The organism is Pseudomonas sp. KK4 (assembly GCF_001984065.1).
In the GTDB taxonomy this organism is placed as follows: Bacteria; Pseudomonadota; Gammaproteobacteria; order Pseudomonadales; family Pseudomonadaceae; genus Aquipseudomonas.
In genome coordinates, this window is the sequence record NZ_LYVP01000061.1 from 14,572 (window position 1) to 30,662 (window position 16,091).

Annotated in this window: 8 protein-coding genes and 2 rRNA genes; 2 read left to right on the forward strand and 8 right to left on the reverse strand. The window is 60.5% G+C overall.

Annotated elements, in window-relative coordinates; translation table 11 throughout:
• Positions 1-33: 33 nt before the first annotated feature.
• Entirely contained in the window at positions 34-1,614 is a 1,581-nt protein-coding gene (peaA, locus tag B0W55_RS19250; protein ID WP_077047504.1) for a quinohemoprotein amine dehydrogenase subunit alpha, read from the reverse strand.
• A 508-nt stretch (positions 1,615-2,122) separates the two neighbouring features.
• On the opposite strand from peaA, the gene B0W55_RS19255 reads away from it, so the two are divergent.
• Positions 2,123-3,613: an aldehyde dehydrogenase gene (locus B0W55_RS19255; RefSeq protein ID WP_077047511.1), complete on the forward strand. Its 1,491-nt coding sequence runs from the start codon at positions 2,123-2,125 to the stop codon at positions 3,611-3,613.
• A 141-nt stretch (positions 3,614-3,754) separates the two neighbouring features.
• On the opposite strand, the gene B0W55_RS19260 is transcribed toward B0W55_RS19255, so the two are convergent.
• The 5 genes from B0W55_RS19260 to mrdA all read right to left on the reverse strand — a co-directional run bounded on the left by B0W55_RS19260 (position 3,755) and on the right by mrdA (position 11,461).
• Positions 3,755-5,050, reverse strand: coding sequence for an NAD(P)/FAD-dependent oxidoreductase (locus B0W55_RS19260; RefSeq protein ID WP_077047505.1), 1,296 nt, complete (start codon positions 5,048-5,050; stop codon positions 3,755-3,757).
• Entirely contained in the window at positions 5,047-5,739 is a 693-nt protein-coding gene (locus B0W55_RS19265) for a S8 family serine peptidase (RefSeq protein ID WP_077047506.1), read from the reverse strand. The genes B0W55_RS19260 and B0W55_RS19265 overlap by 4 nt, the downstream gene beginning before the upstream one ends.
• Positions 5,729-7,447 (reverse strand): ABC transporter ATP-binding protein, encoded by a 1,719-nt coding sequence (locus tag B0W55_RS19270; RefSeq protein WP_077047507.1) that lies wholly within the window; start codon positions 7,445-7,447, stop codon positions 5,729-5,731. Before B0W55_RS19270 ends, B0W55_RS19265 begins: the two co-directional genes overlap by 11 nt.
• The gene (locus tag B0W55_RS19275) at positions 7,447-9,354 is read right to left on the reverse strand and encodes a sigma-54-dependent Fis family transcriptional regulator (RefSeq protein ID WP_077047508.1); all 1,908 of its coding nucleotides are present in this window, start codon (positions 9,352-9,354) and stop codon (positions 7,447-7,449) included. The genes B0W55_RS19270 and B0W55_RS19275 overlap by 1 nt, the downstream gene beginning before the upstream one ends.
• A 214-nt stretch (positions 9,355-9,568) precedes the next feature.
• Positions 9,569-11,461 (reverse strand): penicillin-binding protein 2, encoded by a 1,893-nt coding sequence (gene mrdA, locus B0W55_RS19280; protein ID WP_077047509.1) that lies wholly within the window; start codon positions 11,459-11,461, stop codon positions 9,569-9,571.
• A gap of 268 nt (positions 11,462-11,729) precedes the next feature.
• Here mrdA and B0W55_RS19285 point away from each other — a divergent pair, with 268 nt between their 5' ends.
• Positions 11,730-12,653, forward strand: coding sequence for a TIGR03571 family LLM class oxidoreductase (locus tag B0W55_RS19285; RefSeq protein ID WP_077047510.1), 924 nt, complete (start codon positions 11,730-11,732; stop codon positions 12,651-12,653).
• 113 nt (positions 12,654-12,766) lie between these two features.
• On the opposite strand, the gene rrf is transcribed toward B0W55_RS19285, so the two are convergent.
• Positions 12,767-12,882, reverse strand: a 5S ribosomal RNA gene (gene rrf, locus B0W55_RS19290).
• 155 nt (positions 12,883-13,037) lie between these two features.
• Positions 13,038-15,929, reverse strand: a 23S ribosomal RNA gene (locus tag B0W55_RS19295).
• Between the last annotated feature and the right edge of the window lie 162 nt (positions 15,930-16,091).

A 16,091-nucleotide genomic window follows, 5' to 3' on the forward strand; every position in this document is an offset into this window, starting at 1 on the left:
AAAAGTGTCTGAAGCCGTTGCTTTCAGCCCAACTCAAGGAATGGGTGGATTGTTCCAGCGTTGCACGGTGACGATCATGTGGCCTTCGCCGGTCAGGAACTTGCCGGCGTCGTCGACGGCGGCGATCACCTTGAGGTTGCCGGCATTGTTGGTGGACATCTTGCGTTGCGGGTTGGGACCGGCATCGCCCGGGGTGAACACGCCCGCGTCGGCCTGCATGGTGCCGGCGAACTTGACGTCCTCGTCTTCCTTGGCGCGATCGTCGAAGGGCTCGACTTTCCATTGCGCCGGGAACACGCCGATGCGATACGGCTTGCCATCGGCGCCCTTGCCCCAGGCTTCGGCGTCGAAACGGCCCTGGACTTTCGGCGTCGAACCGCCGCCCTCGCCGATCCGCGCCACCGAGAATTGCGGCACTACTTTCACCGAGGCGATTTTGCTGTAGACCGACAGGCTCGGGCCTTTCAACGTACCGACGCTGACCGTGCGCAGGCCCGGCTGGGCGCTGGCGGCGGCCTTGAGTCTGACTTTGATCTGCTGCGGGCTCTGCTCGATGACTTCGAGGACTTCAACGCCTTTGCCGAAGTTCGGCTTGCCAGTGAGACCACTGCCGATCAGGGTCACTTCGGTTTCGCTGCCGGCCTTAAGGTAACCCGGCTGCACCGCCAGCAAACGCTGGGTGCCCTGTTTGGCGGCAACGAAGTCCAGGCCACGCTCATCATGCTCGGCCTCGAACATCCGCCCCTGCATCGCATTGCCCTGGGCGGCGAACACCTGGCGCATGGTCACGCCGTCGATGGTCACGTTGCCGCGCCATTCGTAGCCGGTGTAGAGGATCGCGCTGCCATCGCCATTGAACGGGGTACCGTCGGCATACTGGCCTTTGACACTGACCTTGAAGGTGTCGCTGCCGTCGGCGCCTACGGTCATGACACCGGCCAGTTCACCCTTGCCCGGCACGTGACCGCTGAAGCTCCAGTCACCCACCAGGGCTTCGCTTTTGGGTGCCGTGCTCAGCCATTTCTTCCAGGCCGGATTGTCCAGCGGATAACGCTTGGCCAGCAGCGGCACCATCTCTTTGCGAGCGATATCGAACCAGTCGCGGTCGCGGGCCAGCGCCTGGTACTCCAGCGACGGCCACTGGCCGAGGTGGAAGTTCACCAGACGCTCCCACTCCTGGGCCGGCCGTCGTTGCAGCGCGACCCGCGCACCGGAATGGCAGCGGCCGCACATCTGGCTGGTCTGGTCATCGAATTGCTCGACGGTGTTGAGCCGGCGCTCCATGGCGTAGCGCACGCCATCGGTCTCGCTGGGCGCCAGGCCCTGGGTGTCGGCCAGGTACTTGACCAGCGTGCGGCGGTCTTCGTCGCTGATCTGCAAACCGTGCATGGTCTGCATGCGGGCGATGCTCATCAGCCAGCCTTCGGGCGTCTTGCGCTGGTGGCTGATGCGGCTCAGGGCGTTATCGGCTTCGGGGGTGTGACAGCCCTGGCAGGTTTCCTTGAGGATGGTCTGGGCGTCGCGGGCTGCCAGGCTGTAGGGCGAATGCAGCGCCACACAAGCGGCCACGGCCAGCAGACTGGCACTCAGGCCTGATCGGAGTCTTCTCTTCATCAACGTCGAACCTCGCACGGTGCTTTCTTATTTTTGTGGCTTATCGTTTTCTGGGTTTCTGCCGTCGGCGGTGGGCCGCTGACGGAGGCAAGAGAAACGTCTGCGATGAGCAATACACGGAGCGTGCCAGCTTATGAATATCTCGTTGAATCAATAAGTTGTGGTGAATCAAGAAGGTTTTGCCAATGACGTGGTCGTCGATCCACGTTTTATTTCGCGACAGTTGTTTCACTCTGAGACAAGCATAGACCCCTGTAGGAGCGAGCTCGCTCGCGATGGTCGTGAACGATGACGCGGGCTTACAGGCTAACCCCATCGCGAGCAAGCTCGCTCCTACAGGGATGGTGTGCGGTGTCTCATGGCGTCGCAATTTGCGACGGTTGTCGATGCCAAGGCGGACGCCAAAGTGGCTGCCGCGCCCAACAGATCGGGCCTTGCGGGTAAAAAACCACATCTGGCACAACCGTTGCGAAAGGCCTCGTCACACGAACAAGAACGAGGTTTCAACATGTCGCTCCCCACCCTGCTTCCCGCCGCTACGGCGTTTATCCAGCGCGCCCCGCGCATGCTCATTGGTGGCGAATGGGTCGAGGCCGCCGATGGCCAGACCATGCCCCTGCACAACCCGGCCACCGGTGAGGTGCTGTGCGTGGTGCCTCGCGCCACGCCGGAGGATGTCGACCGTGCGGTGCTCGCTGCCCGCCAGGCGTTCGACGATTCGGCCTGGACCCGCACCCGCCCACGGGAGCGGCAGAACCTGTTGTGGAAGCTTGCCGACCTGATGCAGCGCGACGCCGAGCTGCTGGCCCAACTGGAATGCCTGAACAACGGCAAGAGCGCTGCCGTGGCCCAGGTGATGGATGTGCAACTGTCCATCGACTTCCTGCGCTACATGGCCGGCTGGGCGACCAAGATCGAAGGCACCACGGTCGATGTGTCGGCGCCGCTGATGCCCCACGATCAGCTCCACAGTTTCATCCGTCGCGAAGCGGTGGGCGTGGTCGGGGCCATCGTTGCCTGGAACTTCCCGCTGCTGCTGGCCTGCTGGAAGCTCGGCCCGGCCCTGGCCACCGGCTGCACCGTGGTGCTCAAGCCCGCCGACGAAACCCCGCTGACCGCGCTCAAACTCGCCGAACTGGTGCAGGAAGCGGGCTACCCCGAGGGCGTGTTCAACGTGGTGACCGGCACGGGTATCACTGCCGGTTCGGCCCTGACCCACAACCCACTGGTGGACAAGCTGACCTTCACCGGCTCCACCGCCGTGGGCAAGCAGATCGGCAAGATCGCCATGGATTCCATGACCCGGGTCACCCTGGAGCTGGGAGGCAAATCGCCGACCATCGTCATGGCCGACGCCGACCTGCCGAGCGCCGCCGCCGGTGCCGCCAGTGCGATCTTCTTCAACCAGGGCCAGGTCTGCTGCGCCGGCTCGCGCCTGTATGTGCAGCGCAAGCATTTCGACAACGTGGTGGCGGACATCGCCGGCATCGCCAATGCGATGAAGCTCGGCAACGGCCTGGACCCGAGCGTCGAGATGGGGCCGTTGATTTCCGCGCGGCAGCAGGAACGGGTGTACGGGTATATCGAGAAAGGCCGGGAAAGCGGCGCGACCATCGCCTGCGGTGGCGAGCAGTTCGGGCCCGGGTTTTTCGTCAAGCCGACGGTGATCGTCGACGTCGATCAGAAGCACTCGCTGGTGCAGGAAGAGATCTTCGGCCCGGTGCTGGTGGCGATTCCGTTCGATGACGAGGCCGATGCGTTGCGTCTGGCCAACGACAGCCCGTATGGGTTGGGCGCGAGCATCTGGTCCAATGACCTGGCGGCGGTGCACCGGATGATTCCGCGGATCAAGTCCGGTTCGGTGTGGGTCAATTGCCATAGCGCACTCGACCCGGCGTTGCCGTTTGGCGGCTACAAGATGTCCGGGGTCGGGCGGGAGATGGGGTATGCGGCGATCGAGCATTACACCGAGTTGAAGTCGGTGTTGATCAAGCTTTGACCTGAGGGCGCCCTTACTGGCGCCTTCGCGAGCAAGCCCGCTCCCACAGGGGCTTGTTGTGCGGCATGGATTGCAGGCACACCCGCGGGCCCTGTGGGAGCGGGCTTGCTCGCGAATAGGCTGGATCGGTCACCTCAAAAATCAGGGTTTGAAACCCTGGGCCAACAACCACCCACGAACCATCCTCCCCTGCTGCGCCGTCAACCTCGCCAACACCTGCTCCGCAGGCTCGCTGCGCAACCGGCGCACCAACGGCGCCAATTCCACCCCCTGCACATGCCAGATCCCCAACGGCTGATCCACCGTGATCACCACCTCGGCCTCATCGACAAACCCATCCTTCAACACCGGCGCCCGTTCGATGCGCAGCGCATTGAAATCCGCCTCGGCATGGGCGATCTCGGCGTCCGGCCATTGCCGCCGTGCCTGCCAGAACGGCTCATCCTGCCAGCGCTGTTCATCGGCGTAGAAATCCCGGCCGATGCGGGCGAAGCGCAGGAACAGGTGTTCAACCCGTTGCTGATGAAAGCGCTGGGCCAGGGCTGCGCGCTCGGGTTTGCGCAGCAGGGTATTGATCACCGTCGGTGCCTGCAGCGCCGAGGACAGTGATTGGAAGATGCCGTTGCCCGACAACGGGTCCACCGCCATCGCTGCATCGCCGATGCGAATCCAGTGCTCGCCGCACACTTGGGGGCTGAGGATTGCTGTGCTGCTGCGGGCGTGCAGTTGCAGGTCGGTTTCAGGTTCGTCGCCGAAAAAGTCCTGCGCCACGACCGATGCCTGACGCCGCTGTCGGCAGTATTCGAGCAGAAGAGCCTTGGTGGGCAGTTCGGCACTGGCCACGTCCACCGTCCATTGCCAGTAACACTGACCGTCGGCACGACGTGCCATCCACGCCCAACCGTCCACCAGGCTCTCCACGGCGCTGGCAGCATCGCCCGGCGTGCCTTGCCAGCGATTGAGCAGGCTGACCGTTTCCGGCCCACGCAGGCCTTTGCCGAGGGTGGGTGCCTGTCGGCCGCGTGCCTCCACCAGAAAGTCCGCACTCAACGCCTGCTTCCCGTCGATCTCGATACGATGGCCGGTGGCCGACGTCTGAACCGACAACACCCGGCCCTCGATCAGTTCAACACCCGCCTCGCGCACATCGTCGCGCAGGCCGCGATCGAAAGTCGGGCGATCCAGCAGAAATTCGACGTTCTGCGCATGCTGCTGGCCATTCCAGCTGACCTGCCGTTGTGAAGGCAACGCGGCCTCCGTCAGGGCATGCCGCAACCCGGCCCCGCGCAACGCTTCCCGTACCCGCAGGGACACGCCTTCGAGCGCTGCAAACCGGCGCCACTCGCTGACCAGCGTCACCGCGTACCCAAGTCTGCGCAGCCCCAAAGCCACCGCCGCCCCCGCCGGCCCGGCGCCGAGAATGACAATCGTCGTCATGGTCGGTACCGCCGTTCCGGGCCACGATAGCGAGCGTGCTGGCGCAGATACTCGATGACCTGTTCGTTGTTTGCCTCGGGTTGTTCCACAAGGTAGGCCGCAATGTGCCCACTCAACGCCGCGCAGCCGAGACTGGCGCCCGACTGCCCGGGATAAGTGCCATGCACGCACGCGGCGAAATCCGCCTGGGCGCTGTTGAGCCACGACCACTCGAGTTCGGCGCAGCGCGCGTCGCCGGTCACCCGCAGCACCTGTGGATAGTTCGCCGGGTACACGCCCTCGCCTTGCGCCGGGCTCGATGCACACAACAACACACCGCGCTCCACCGCCGCGGCACAGGCGGCCCGCAACAGGCTGCGGTCCTGACGCAAACCGAGACTCAGATTGATCAGGCGCACTTTTTGCGCCACCAGCCAGTCAATCGCCGAGGCGATTTGCAGGGCGCTGGTGACCCCTCGCTGATCGAACACCTGGGCCACGCAAAACAAGGCCACTGGCGCACGCCGACCGATGGCTTCAATCACCGCGCTGCCGTGGCCCAGGGGATCGTCGCGCAAGTCGCTTTCGGCGAGACCATCCTCCACCAGGGAAAACCGTCGCCCGGCGATCACTTGCACCCGTTGCGCCGCCGAGTGCCCGCTGTCCACCACGCCAATGCGCAGCCCAGGTTTATAAAGCTCAGGCTTCATGCAGCACCGTTTTCGAAACCAGCACGCCGTCGAGCAATTCGAAACGCAGGTCGGCATCGGCCAGGGTCGAAGGACGGTGGCTGATCAGGATGCGTGTACGCCCGGCAAACAGGCGGTCGATGGCCTCGATCACTTCGCGCTCGGTGGCCTCGTCCACCGCTGAGGTGGCTTCGTCGAGCACCAGGATGAGCGGGTCCTGCAACAGCGCCCGGGCAATGGCGATGCGTTGTTTTTGCCCGCCGGACAACTGCTGGCCGCGCTCGCCCAGGGGGCTGTCGAGGCCTTCGGGCAAGGACGCGATCAGGCTGTCGAGTTGTGCCAGTTTCGCCACTTCGGCGATCGCTTCACGGCTGGCATCCGGCACGGCATAAGCGAGGTTGTCCGCCAGGCTGCCGCGGAACAGCACGATGTCCTGGCTGACCACGGCGATGCGCCGGCGCAGTTGAAACAGGTCCAGCTCGCGTAGATCCACTTCGCCCAGCAGCACCCGCCCGGATTGCGGATCGTGGTGGCGTTGCAGCAGGTCGATCAGGGTCGATTTGCCGACGCCGGAACCACCGCTCAGGGCGACTTTCAAGCCGTAGGGAATCCGCGCCTCGATGCCGCGCAGGGTGGTCGTGCGCCCGGGATGGCTGAAGTGCACATCATCGAAACGCAGCTCAACTGAGCTCGGCATCGGCTTGGGTGTTTCGGGACTGAGCACCGTGGGCTGTTCGCCGCGAAGCTCCATCACACGGCCAAGGCTGACGGTCATGCGCTGGATTGCCACGTACAACCCGAGCAGGCTCTGGACCGGTCCGACGGCCATGCCCAGATAAGTGGAAAAGGCGATCAGCGCACCCAGTTGCCAGGTGCCCTGGACTACCCAGTAACCGCCGATCAGAAACGCACAGGCGCGGGACAGTGAAGTCAGCGTACCGGGAACCGCCTGAGTGAAAAACTCGGTGACTTGCAGGCGCAGCAACTGGCTCATGTAACCCTGGCCGAGGCTCTCCAGGCGCCGCGCTTCACGCTGTTGCTGGCCGGCGGACTGGATGAACTTCATCACCGGCAGGGTCTCGACCATGAACGACGACATGTCCGCCGAACGCTCTCGCAGCTGCCGCACATCGCGCTCGACCTTGCGCCGCATCCAGCGCAGCCACAGCACGTCGAGGGGAATCAGCACCAGCGCCAGCAGCGAAAGTTTCCAAGACAACGTCAACAGCATCGCCACCGCCACCACCAGGCCGATCACGCTGGACACCGCCGAGAACAGCGAGTCCACGGCAAAGCGCTGGATCTCCGCCACATCGCCATCGAGACGCGACATCAGGTCGCCGATTCGCCGCTGGCCGTAGAAGCTCGGCGACAGCGTCTGCAAATGCCGATAAAGGTCGTCGCGCAGGGCGAACAGCATGCGCCCGGACAACCGCGTGTGCAGGTAACGGTTGATCCCCGACAACGCCGTGCCAAGCAATCCGGCAACGATCATCAGCCCGGCGATCAGCACCAGCATCGGAAAGTTGCGGGCCAGCAGGCCGTCGTCGATCAGCAGCTTGGTCAGCCACGGCTGCACCAGCACCAGGGCCGACGCGCAGACCGACAGCCCCAGCAGCCCGGCGATCGCCAGACGATGGGGCCGTACAAAGCTGTAGAGCCAACGCAGCGCCGCTTGCAGGGCTTCGGGGTTCTGGCTGTCGATCAGCCGCACGATCAACCGCTGCATCACGAGCGCAACTGTTTGAGCTTGCGATACAGGGTCGCGCGGCTGATGCCCAGGGCGTCGGCGGCGGCCGAAACGTTGCCCTGATGGCTGTCCAGGGACTGGCGAATCATCTCCAGTTCGTTTTCACGGATGCTGCCGGCCTGGGGCCGTTCGGTGGCAGTCAGTTCGTCGAGCATGCTGTCGGGCAGGTGATCGAGGGTCAGCACGGTGTCCCCCGGTTCGCGCATGGCCAGCGCGGTGCGCAGGACCATCTCCAGTTGGCGGATGTTGCCGGGCCAATGGTAGTGACCGAGCAGACGGCTCAAGTCGTCGTGCAGCACGACGGTGGGCGCATCGAGCCTGATCAGCAGACGACCGACCAGCGCCGTGAAGTCTTCGCGCTCGCGCAGGGCCGGGAGCATGACGCTGATGCCGTTGACCCGGTAGAACAGGTCTTCGCGAAAGTGCTTGTCCTCCACCAGACGCTTGAGGTCGCGGTGGGTGGCGCAGATCAGGGCAACGTCGATGTCCTGCTCTTCACCGGCGCCCAGCGGTGCGACCTTGCGATCCTGCAATACACGCAGCAACCGGGCTTGCAGGGCCAATGGCATGTCACCGATTTCATCGAGAAACAGGGTGCCGCCATGGGCCTGCTGCAAACGCCCGACCATGCCGCCGCGCCGCGAACCGGTAAACGCGCCTTCGCGGTAGCCGAACAGTTCCGACTCGATCAGGCCTTCGGGGATGGCCGCACAGTTCACCGCGACGAACGGCTTGTCGGCCCGGCTGCCGGCCATGTGCAGGGCACGAGCGATGACCTCTTTGCCGGTGCCGGTTTCCCCCAGCAGCAACACTGGCAACTGGTTGGCCAGGCCTTGTTTGGCCATGCGCAGGGCTCGGGCGTATCGGGCATTGCTGCCGGCCAGGGATTCGAGGTCTGGGTGTTGGGGCTTGGCGGGTTTGGCCGGGGTGCGCGGTGGAGTGCCGACGTTGAGGGTCCGTTGCGGCGCGCGCAGGGTCTTGTAGAAGAATTCGCCCTTGGCGGTCTGCAGGCTGCCGACCCCGCCCTGATGCAGGCGAGCCAGGAGCTGCAGGCCATCGACACCGAGAAATTCTTCGCAGCGTCGACCGACCAGCGCCGAGCGCTCGGCATGCAGCAACTGGCAGGCCTGGGCACTGAGCGCGAGGATCTGCCCGCCGAGGCTCACCGCCAGCAGGCCCTGCCAGGGGGATTCGAGGTATTGGCGACGGCTGTGGAAGGCCAGGACGATTTCGTCGGGGTAGCTGGCGTTGAAGACGCGGCTTTCAATCTGGCTGACCGCCATGGCCAGCAGTGCGGTGCTGTCGTGGGCACGACCCAGAGGGCCTTCACGGGTCAGGTCGAGCACGCCGAGGATGTCGCCCTGGGGGCAATGGATCGGCACCGAGGTGCAGGAAAAATCACTGAGGCGATCCAGATAATGTTCGCCGCAATCGATCAGGGTCGGCCGGGCTTCCACCAGTGCGGTGCCAAGGGCGTTGGTGCCACGCGCCGCTTCGCTCCAGCAGGCGCCGAGGGTGATGTCCTGCAGGCCGCTGCCCTTGAGACGGTCGGCGCGGCCTTCGACGGCGAGGATGGTGGCGTCGGAGTTGGCCAGAATGATCAACCCTTCCTTGCCCTGGCGTTCGGCCAGGTAATCGATGGCCGGCAGCGCGGCGTCGATCAACAGGCGATTGCTGGTCAGCAGCCCATCGAGGCTGGCGCCGGAGGCCAGGGCCAATTCGTGCTTGGCGTTGAAATGCACGCCATGGCTGAGGCTACGCCGCCACGAGGCGTCGATTTCCGCACGCAGCACGCCGTCCGGCACTTCGCCTTCCAGGTGCAGCTTTTCCCGGGCCAGCCGGGCTTCGCGGTGCAGTTTGGGGGAGTTTGTTTTTATCAGCGTCATCAAGCGCTCCGGGTCGTCCGCCCTGCGCCTTGAAACATCGGCGCCCTGGAGCAATCTTTACGTTAACGTAAGGGGTCTGGCAAGTGCCGTAGGGCGCTTGTGTTCCGGCAGGTGGGACCGCGTAATTGTTCTTCGCGGGCCGATGACTTGCTCCTGATCGGGCTGACCCTCTATTTCTGATTCAGCCCTGTGATGCCGCTGAGGGGCATGAGCGTTAGACGTGGGGATCGCCCGGGGCCTTGCTCGGCACGGCGTATTGCGGTTTCAGGTGCCCGTCCTGATCGAGCAGCCAGGCGTCCATGATTTGCCGCACCACCGGGCCTGCGACACGGCCACCTGCCTCGCCGTTTTCGATCATCACCGAGATCACGATCTTGGGGTGTTCGGCCGGGGCGAAACCGACGAACAAGGCATTGTCGCGATTACGTTCGCGGGTCTTTTCGCGGTTGTAACGTTCGCCCTGCTTGATCGCCACCACTTGCGCGGTGCCGCTCTTGCCGGCGATACGGTACTGCGCGCCCACTGCTGCCGCCCGGGCGATGCCGCGGGCATCGTGCATCACCATCTGCATGCCGTGGTTGACCTGCTCCCAGTCCCGAGGGTCCTTGAGGAGAATGTTCGGCATCGGGTGCTCGTCCACGGGTGCGACGCCATCTACGGTCTGTGCAAGATGCGGACGATTCCACACGCCCTTGTTGGCGATCAGTGCCGTGGCTTGAGCCAGCTGCAAGGGAGTGACCTGCATGTAGCCCTGGCCGATGCCAAGGATCACCGTCTCCCCCGGGAACCAGGCCTGACGGCGGGTAGCGCGTTTCCAGGCCTGGGATGGCATCAAGCCTGCCGACTCCTCGTACATGTCCAGGGACACTTTCTCACCGAGGCCGAACATCGCCATGTAGTCGTGCAGGCGGTCGATGCCCAGCTTATGGGCGAGGTCGTAGAAGTAGGTATCGTTGGAGCGCATGATCGCCGCGTCCATGTCCACCCAGCCATCGCCGCTGTGGTTCCAGTTTCGGTATTTGTGGTCGTAGTCCGGGAGTTGGTAGTAGCCCGGATCGAACACACGGGTTTGCGGTGTAACGACGCCGGCGTCGAGACCGGCAATCGCCACTTCCGGCTTGATGGTCGAACCCGGGGCGTAGAGACCGCGCAACACGCGATTGAACAGCGGCCGGTCGATGGAGTCCTTCAGTGCCGCATATTCCTTGAAGCCGATACCGGTGACGAACAGGTTGGGGTCGAAGCTCGGTTTGCTGACCATGGCCAGCACTTCACCGGTCGAAGGATCGAGGGCGACCACCGAGCCGCGACGATCACCCAAGGCTTGCTCGGCTGCTTCCTGAAGTTTGACGTCGAGGCTCAGGACGATGTTTTTGCCCGGGATCGGGTCAGTGTGCTTGAGCACTCGCAGAACACGGCCCTGGGCGTTGGTTTCGACTTCCTCGTAGCCCACATGGCCGTGCAGTTCCGATTCGTAGAATTTCTCGATCCCGGTCTTGCCGATCGATTGCGTGCCGCGGTACTCGACCGAGTCGAGGATTTTGGATTCTTTCTCGTTGATGCGTCCGACGTAGCCGATGGAATGGGCGAAGTGCTCAGCCAGTGGGTAGTGGCGCACGAACTGTGGCTCGACATCGAGGCCTGGCAGGCGGAATTCATTGACGGCGAGCACTGCGATCTGTTCTTCGGTCAATTCGTAGAACAACGTCACTGGAACGAAGGGGTGCCTTGCCTGTTTCATGGCCTTGTCGAACAAGGCGCGATCTTCAGCGGGCAGGTGCAGCAGGTTGACCACTTCGTCCAGCTCCTGCTTGACGTCCGTAGCCCGTTCGCGGGTGATGGTCAGGTTGTAGCTGGGTTGGTTATCCGCCAGTACCACACCGTTGCGGTCATAGATCAGGCCACGAGTAGGAGGGATGGGCAAGACATGGACGCGGTTGTTTTCAGAGATCGTGGAGTGATAATCGAACTCGACCACTTGCAGGAAATACATGCGCACGACCAGCGCGCAGGTAATGGCGACTACGAACAAGGCGCAGGCCATCAGCCTCTTGTTGACCAGGCGTGTTTCTTTTTCGTGGTCTTTGATCGGTATCGGTTCGGGCATATTTATGGCAACTCTTTGAACAACGGTACTGATTTTTTGGCCCTTGCGGCACCGAAATCAGCCCTCGAAAATCGAGCTGCACCATAACAAAAACCGTCCGGTCACTTTGTGCGTTTTCTCCTGACGGCATACTTGAAGGGATGAAGAGTTTTTCATATGGCCGGTGAATTCGTGCCTTTTACGCAAGATTGATATTCCGACTCATGCATTTTTCTTGCTGTTTGGGCTGTTGATACTGGGTGCATGTCATTCCCTCTGGAGTCTCTTCATGCATCCACGCTTTCAACGATTGCTCGGTTCGAATGGATTTTCCATCGGCCTGGAACTGCCGCTTGATAATGATTGGTCCAGCGATGGTCAGCGACGACGGGTTGCCGAGAACCGCCCTTTTGGGGTCCCCGATCTGAAACAGCATGCAGCCATGGCGCGATTGGCCGACCAGTCCGGCTTTCGCGCTTTGTGGGTTCGTGACGTGCCGGTGTATGACCCTCACTTCGGTGATGCAGCGCAGGTATTCGAGACTTTTTCATACCTGGGTTACCTGGCGGGGATCACGCAGAACATCATGCTCGGTACGGCGGCGGTTGTGCTTCCACTGCGTCAGCCCTGGCTGACCCTCAAGTCGGCCAATAGTGTCGATGAGTTGAGTGATGGGCGTCTGCTGCTTGGCGTTGCCAGCGGTGACCGTCCGATGGAGTACCCATTGTTTGGTGTGAACTACGATCGGCGCGGTGAAATGTTTCGCGAAACCGTTGAGTTGCTGCGTAGCCAGGGTGATGGTCGTTTGCCCGAAGGCGCTCGTCTGCTGCCTGAGCGCGATCAATCGGCGCCATTATTGGTCGCGGGCCTGGGCCAGCAGTCTCCAGCGTGGATAGGTCAGCACATGGACGGGTGGCTCGCCTACCCCGGCACGCCGGAAGAACATCGTCGTCGAGTAGGGTTGTGGCGGGAGGTGGGTGGCAGTAAGCCTTACATCAGCTTTGTGCATCTGGATCTGGCTGCAAATCACCATGCACCGATGCGTCGTATTCACTTCGGTGGCAGCTGTGGCCGGTTGGCCCTGATTGATGAACTCCAGGCCCTGCGGGAGGCAGGCGTGCAGCATGTTGGTTTGCATCTGCGTCGCAGTGAAAGGCCGGTCGAGGAGATTATCGAGGAGATTGCGGAGCACGTGCTGCCAAAGTTTCATTGAGGCATTGGGAGAAAAGAGGGCAGCCAACAGGCTGTCTTTTTTTCGTCGGTGGTTTTTTCTGCGGATAAACAAAACCCCAACTGCTTTCGCAATTGGGGTTTCGGAATTTAATCTCTTGACGATGACCTACTCTCACATGGGGAAACCCCACACTACCATCGGCGATGCATCGTTTCACTTCTGAGTTCGGGATGGGATCAGGTGGTTCCAATGCTCTATGGTCGTCAAGAAATTCTTGAGCCGGTGCGTCTTGCGACGTCCCAGCGAATCGGGTATGTGACAGCTTTGTGTGTTTGCGAACTTTCGGATCGTGCGTCTTCACACACCGCAATCTGGTGCTCTTTCGCTTTTCAGCTCGAAGCAAGCAAATTGCTTGGGTGTTATATGGTCAAGCCTCACGGGCAATTAGTATCGGTTAGCTCAACGCCTCACAGCGCTTACACACCCGACCTATCAACGTCGTAGTCTTCGACGGCCCTTCAGGGAACTCAAGGTTCCAGTGAGATCTCATCTTGAGGCTAGTTTCCCGCTTAGATGCTTTCAGCGGTTATCTATTCCGAACATAGCTACCCGGCAATGCCACTGGCGTGACAACCGGAACACCAGAGGTTCGTCCACTCCGGTCCTCTCGTACTAGGAGCAGCCCCTCTCAAATCTCAAACGTCCACGGCAGATAGGGACCGAACTGTCTCACGACGTTCTAAACCCAGCTCGCGTACCACTTTAAATGGCGAACAGCCATACCCTTGGGACCGGCTTCAGCCCCAGGATGTGATGAGCCGACATCGAGGTGCCAAACACCGCCGTCGATATGAACTCTTGGGCGGTATCAGCCTGTTATCCCCGGAGTACCTTTTATCCGTTGAGCGATGGCCCTTCCATACAGAACCACCGGATCACTAAGACCTACTTTCGTACCTGCTCGACGTGTCTGTCTCGCAGTCAAGCGCGCTTTTGCCTTTATACTCTACGACCGATTTCCGACCGGTCTGAGCGCACCTTCGTACTCCTCCGTTACTCTTTAGGAGGAGACCGCCCCAGTCAAACTACCCACCATACACTGTCCTCGATCCGGATAACGGACCTGAGTTAGAACCTCAAAGTTGCCAGGGTGGTATTTCAAGGATGGCTCCACGCGAACTGGCGTCCACGCTTCAAAGCCTCCCACCTATCCTACACAAGCAAATTCAAAGTCCAGTGCAAAGCTATAGTAAAGGTTCACGGGGTCTTTCCGTCTAGCCGCGGATACACTGCATCTTCACAGCGATTTCAATTTCACTGAGTCTCGGGTGGAGACAGCGCCGCCATCGTTACGCCATTCGTGCAGGTCGGAACTTACCCGACAAGGAATTTCGCTACCTTAGGACCGTTATAGTTACGGCCGCCGTTTACCGGGGCTTCGATCAAGAGCTTCGCGTTAGCTAACCCCATCAATTAACCTTCCGGCACCGGGCAGGCGTCACACCCTATACGTCCACTTTCGTGTTTGCAGAGTGCTGTGTTTTTAATAAACAGTCGCAGCGGCCTGGTATCTTCGACCGGCGTGGGCTTACGCAGCAAGTGCTTCACCCTCACCGGCGCACCTTCTCCCGAAGTTACGGTGCCATTTTGCCTAGTTCCTTCACCCGAGTTCTCTCAAGCGCCTTGGTATTCTCTACCCAACCACCTGTGTCGGTTTGGGGTACGGTTCCTGGTTACCTGAAGCTTAGAAGCTTTTCTTGGAAGCATGGCATCAACCACTTCGTCACCCAGAGGGTAACTCGTCATCAGCTCTCGGCCTTAAGATCCCGGATTTACCTAAGATCTCAGCCTACCACCTTAAACTTGGACAACCAACGCCAAGCTGGCCTAGCCTTCTCCGTCCCTCCATCGCAATAACCAGAAGTACAGGAATATTAACCTGTTTTCCATCGACTACGCTTTTCAGCCTCGCCTTAGGGACCGACTAACCCTGCGTCGATTAACGTTGCGCAGGAAACCTTGGTCTTTCGGCGTGGGTGTTTTTCACACCCATTGTCGTTACTCATGTCAGCATTCGCACTTCTGATACCTCCAGCAAGCTTCTCAACTCACCTTCACAGGCTTACAGAACGCTCCTCTACCGCATCACCTAAGTGATACCCGTAGCTTCGGTGTATGGTTTGAGCCCCGTTACATCTTCCGCGCAGGCCGACTCGACTAGTGAGCTATTACGCTTTCTTTAAAGGGTGGCTGCTTCTAAGCCAACCTCCTAGCTGTCTAAGCCTTCCCACATCGTTTCCCACTTAACCATAACTTTGGGACCTTAGCTGACGGTCTGGGTTGTTTCCCTTTTCACGACGGACGTTAGCACCCGCCGTGTGTCTCCCATGCTCGGCACTTGTAGGTATTCGGAGTTTGCATCGGTTTGGTAAGTCGGGATGACCCCCTAGCCGAAACAGTGCTCTACCCCCTACAGTGATACATGAGGCGCTACCTAAATAGCTTTCGAGGAGAACCAGCTATCTCCGAGCTTGATTAGCCTTTCACTCCGATCCACAGGTCATCCGCTAACTTTTCAACGGTAGTCGGTTCGGTCCTCCAGTCAGTGTTACCTAACCTTCAACCTGCCCATGGATAGATCGCCCGGTTTCGGGTCTATTCCCAGCGACTAGACGCCCTATTAAGACTCGCTTTCGCTACGCCTCCCCTATTCGGTTAAGCTCGCCACTGAAAATAAGTCGCTGACCCATTATACAAAAGGTACGCAGTCACCCAACAAAGTGGGCTCCCACTGCTTGTACGCATACGGTTTCAGGATCTATTTCACTCCCCTCTCCGGGGTTCTTTTCGCCTTTCCCTCACGGTACTAGTTCACTATCGGTCAGTCAGTAGTATTTAGCCTTGGAGGATGGTCCCCCCATATTCAGACAAAGTTTCTCGTGCTCCGTCCTACTCGATTTCATGACCAAGAGATTTTCGCGTACAGGGCTATCACCCACTATGGCCGCACTTTCCAGAGCGTTCCGCTAATCTCAAAGCCACTTAAGGGCTAGTCCCCGTTCGCTCGCCACTACTAAGGGAATCTCGGTTGATTTCTTTTCCTCAGGGTACTTAGATGTTTCAGTTCCCCTGGTTCGCCTCTTAAGCCTATGTATTCAGCTTAAGATAACCATCTTATGATGGCTGGGTTCCCCCATTCAGACATCTCCGGATCAAAGTCTGTTTGCCGACTCCCCGAAGCTTTTCGCAGGCTACCACGTCTTTCATCGCCTCTGACTGCCAAGGCATCCACCGTATGCGCTTCTTCACTTGACCATATAACCCCAAGCAATCTGGTTATACTGTGAAGACGACATTCGCCGAAAATTCGCATTGCTCTAAGAGCAACTCACAAATTTTACCTTAGCCTGATCCGTTACCAGTGAAAGTAACGTCCAGTCTATCTTTCTATCACATACCCAAATTTTTAAAGAACGA

Bases quoted from the DNA above. Each gene is read 5' to 3' on its own strand.
- peaA (WP_077047504.1), bottom strand. From the start codon at position 1,614: ATGAAGAGAAGACTCCGATCAGGCCTGAGTGCCAGTCTGCTGGCCGTG.
- B0W55_RS19275 (WP_077047508.1), bottom strand. From the start codon at position 9,354: ATGACGCTGATAAAAACAAACTCCCCCAAACTGCACCGCGAAGCCCGG.
- mrdA (WP_077047509.1), bottom strand. From the start codon at position 11,461: ATGCCCGAACCGATACCGATCAAAGACCACGAAAAAGAAACACGCCTG.
- B0W55_RS19285 (WP_077047510.1), top strand. From the start codon at position 11,730: ATGCATCCACGCTTTCAACGATTGCTCGGTTCGAATGGATTTTCCATC.
- B0W55_RS19255 (WP_077047511.1), top strand. From the start codon at position 2,123: ATGTCGCTCCCCACCCTGCTTCCCGCCGCTACGGCGTTTATCCAGCGC.
- B0W55_RS19270 (WP_077047507.1), bottom strand. From the start codon at position 7,447: ATGCAGCGGTTGATCGTGCGGCTGATCGACAGCCAGAACCCCGAAGCC.
- B0W55_RS19260 (WP_077047505.1), bottom strand. From the start codon at position 5,050: ATGACGACGATTGTCATTCTCGGCGCCGGGCCGGCGGGGGCGGCGGTG.
- B0W55_RS19265 (WP_077047506.1), bottom strand. From the start codon at position 5,739: ATGAAGCCTGAGCTTTATAAACCTGGGCTGCGCATTGGCGTGGTGGAC.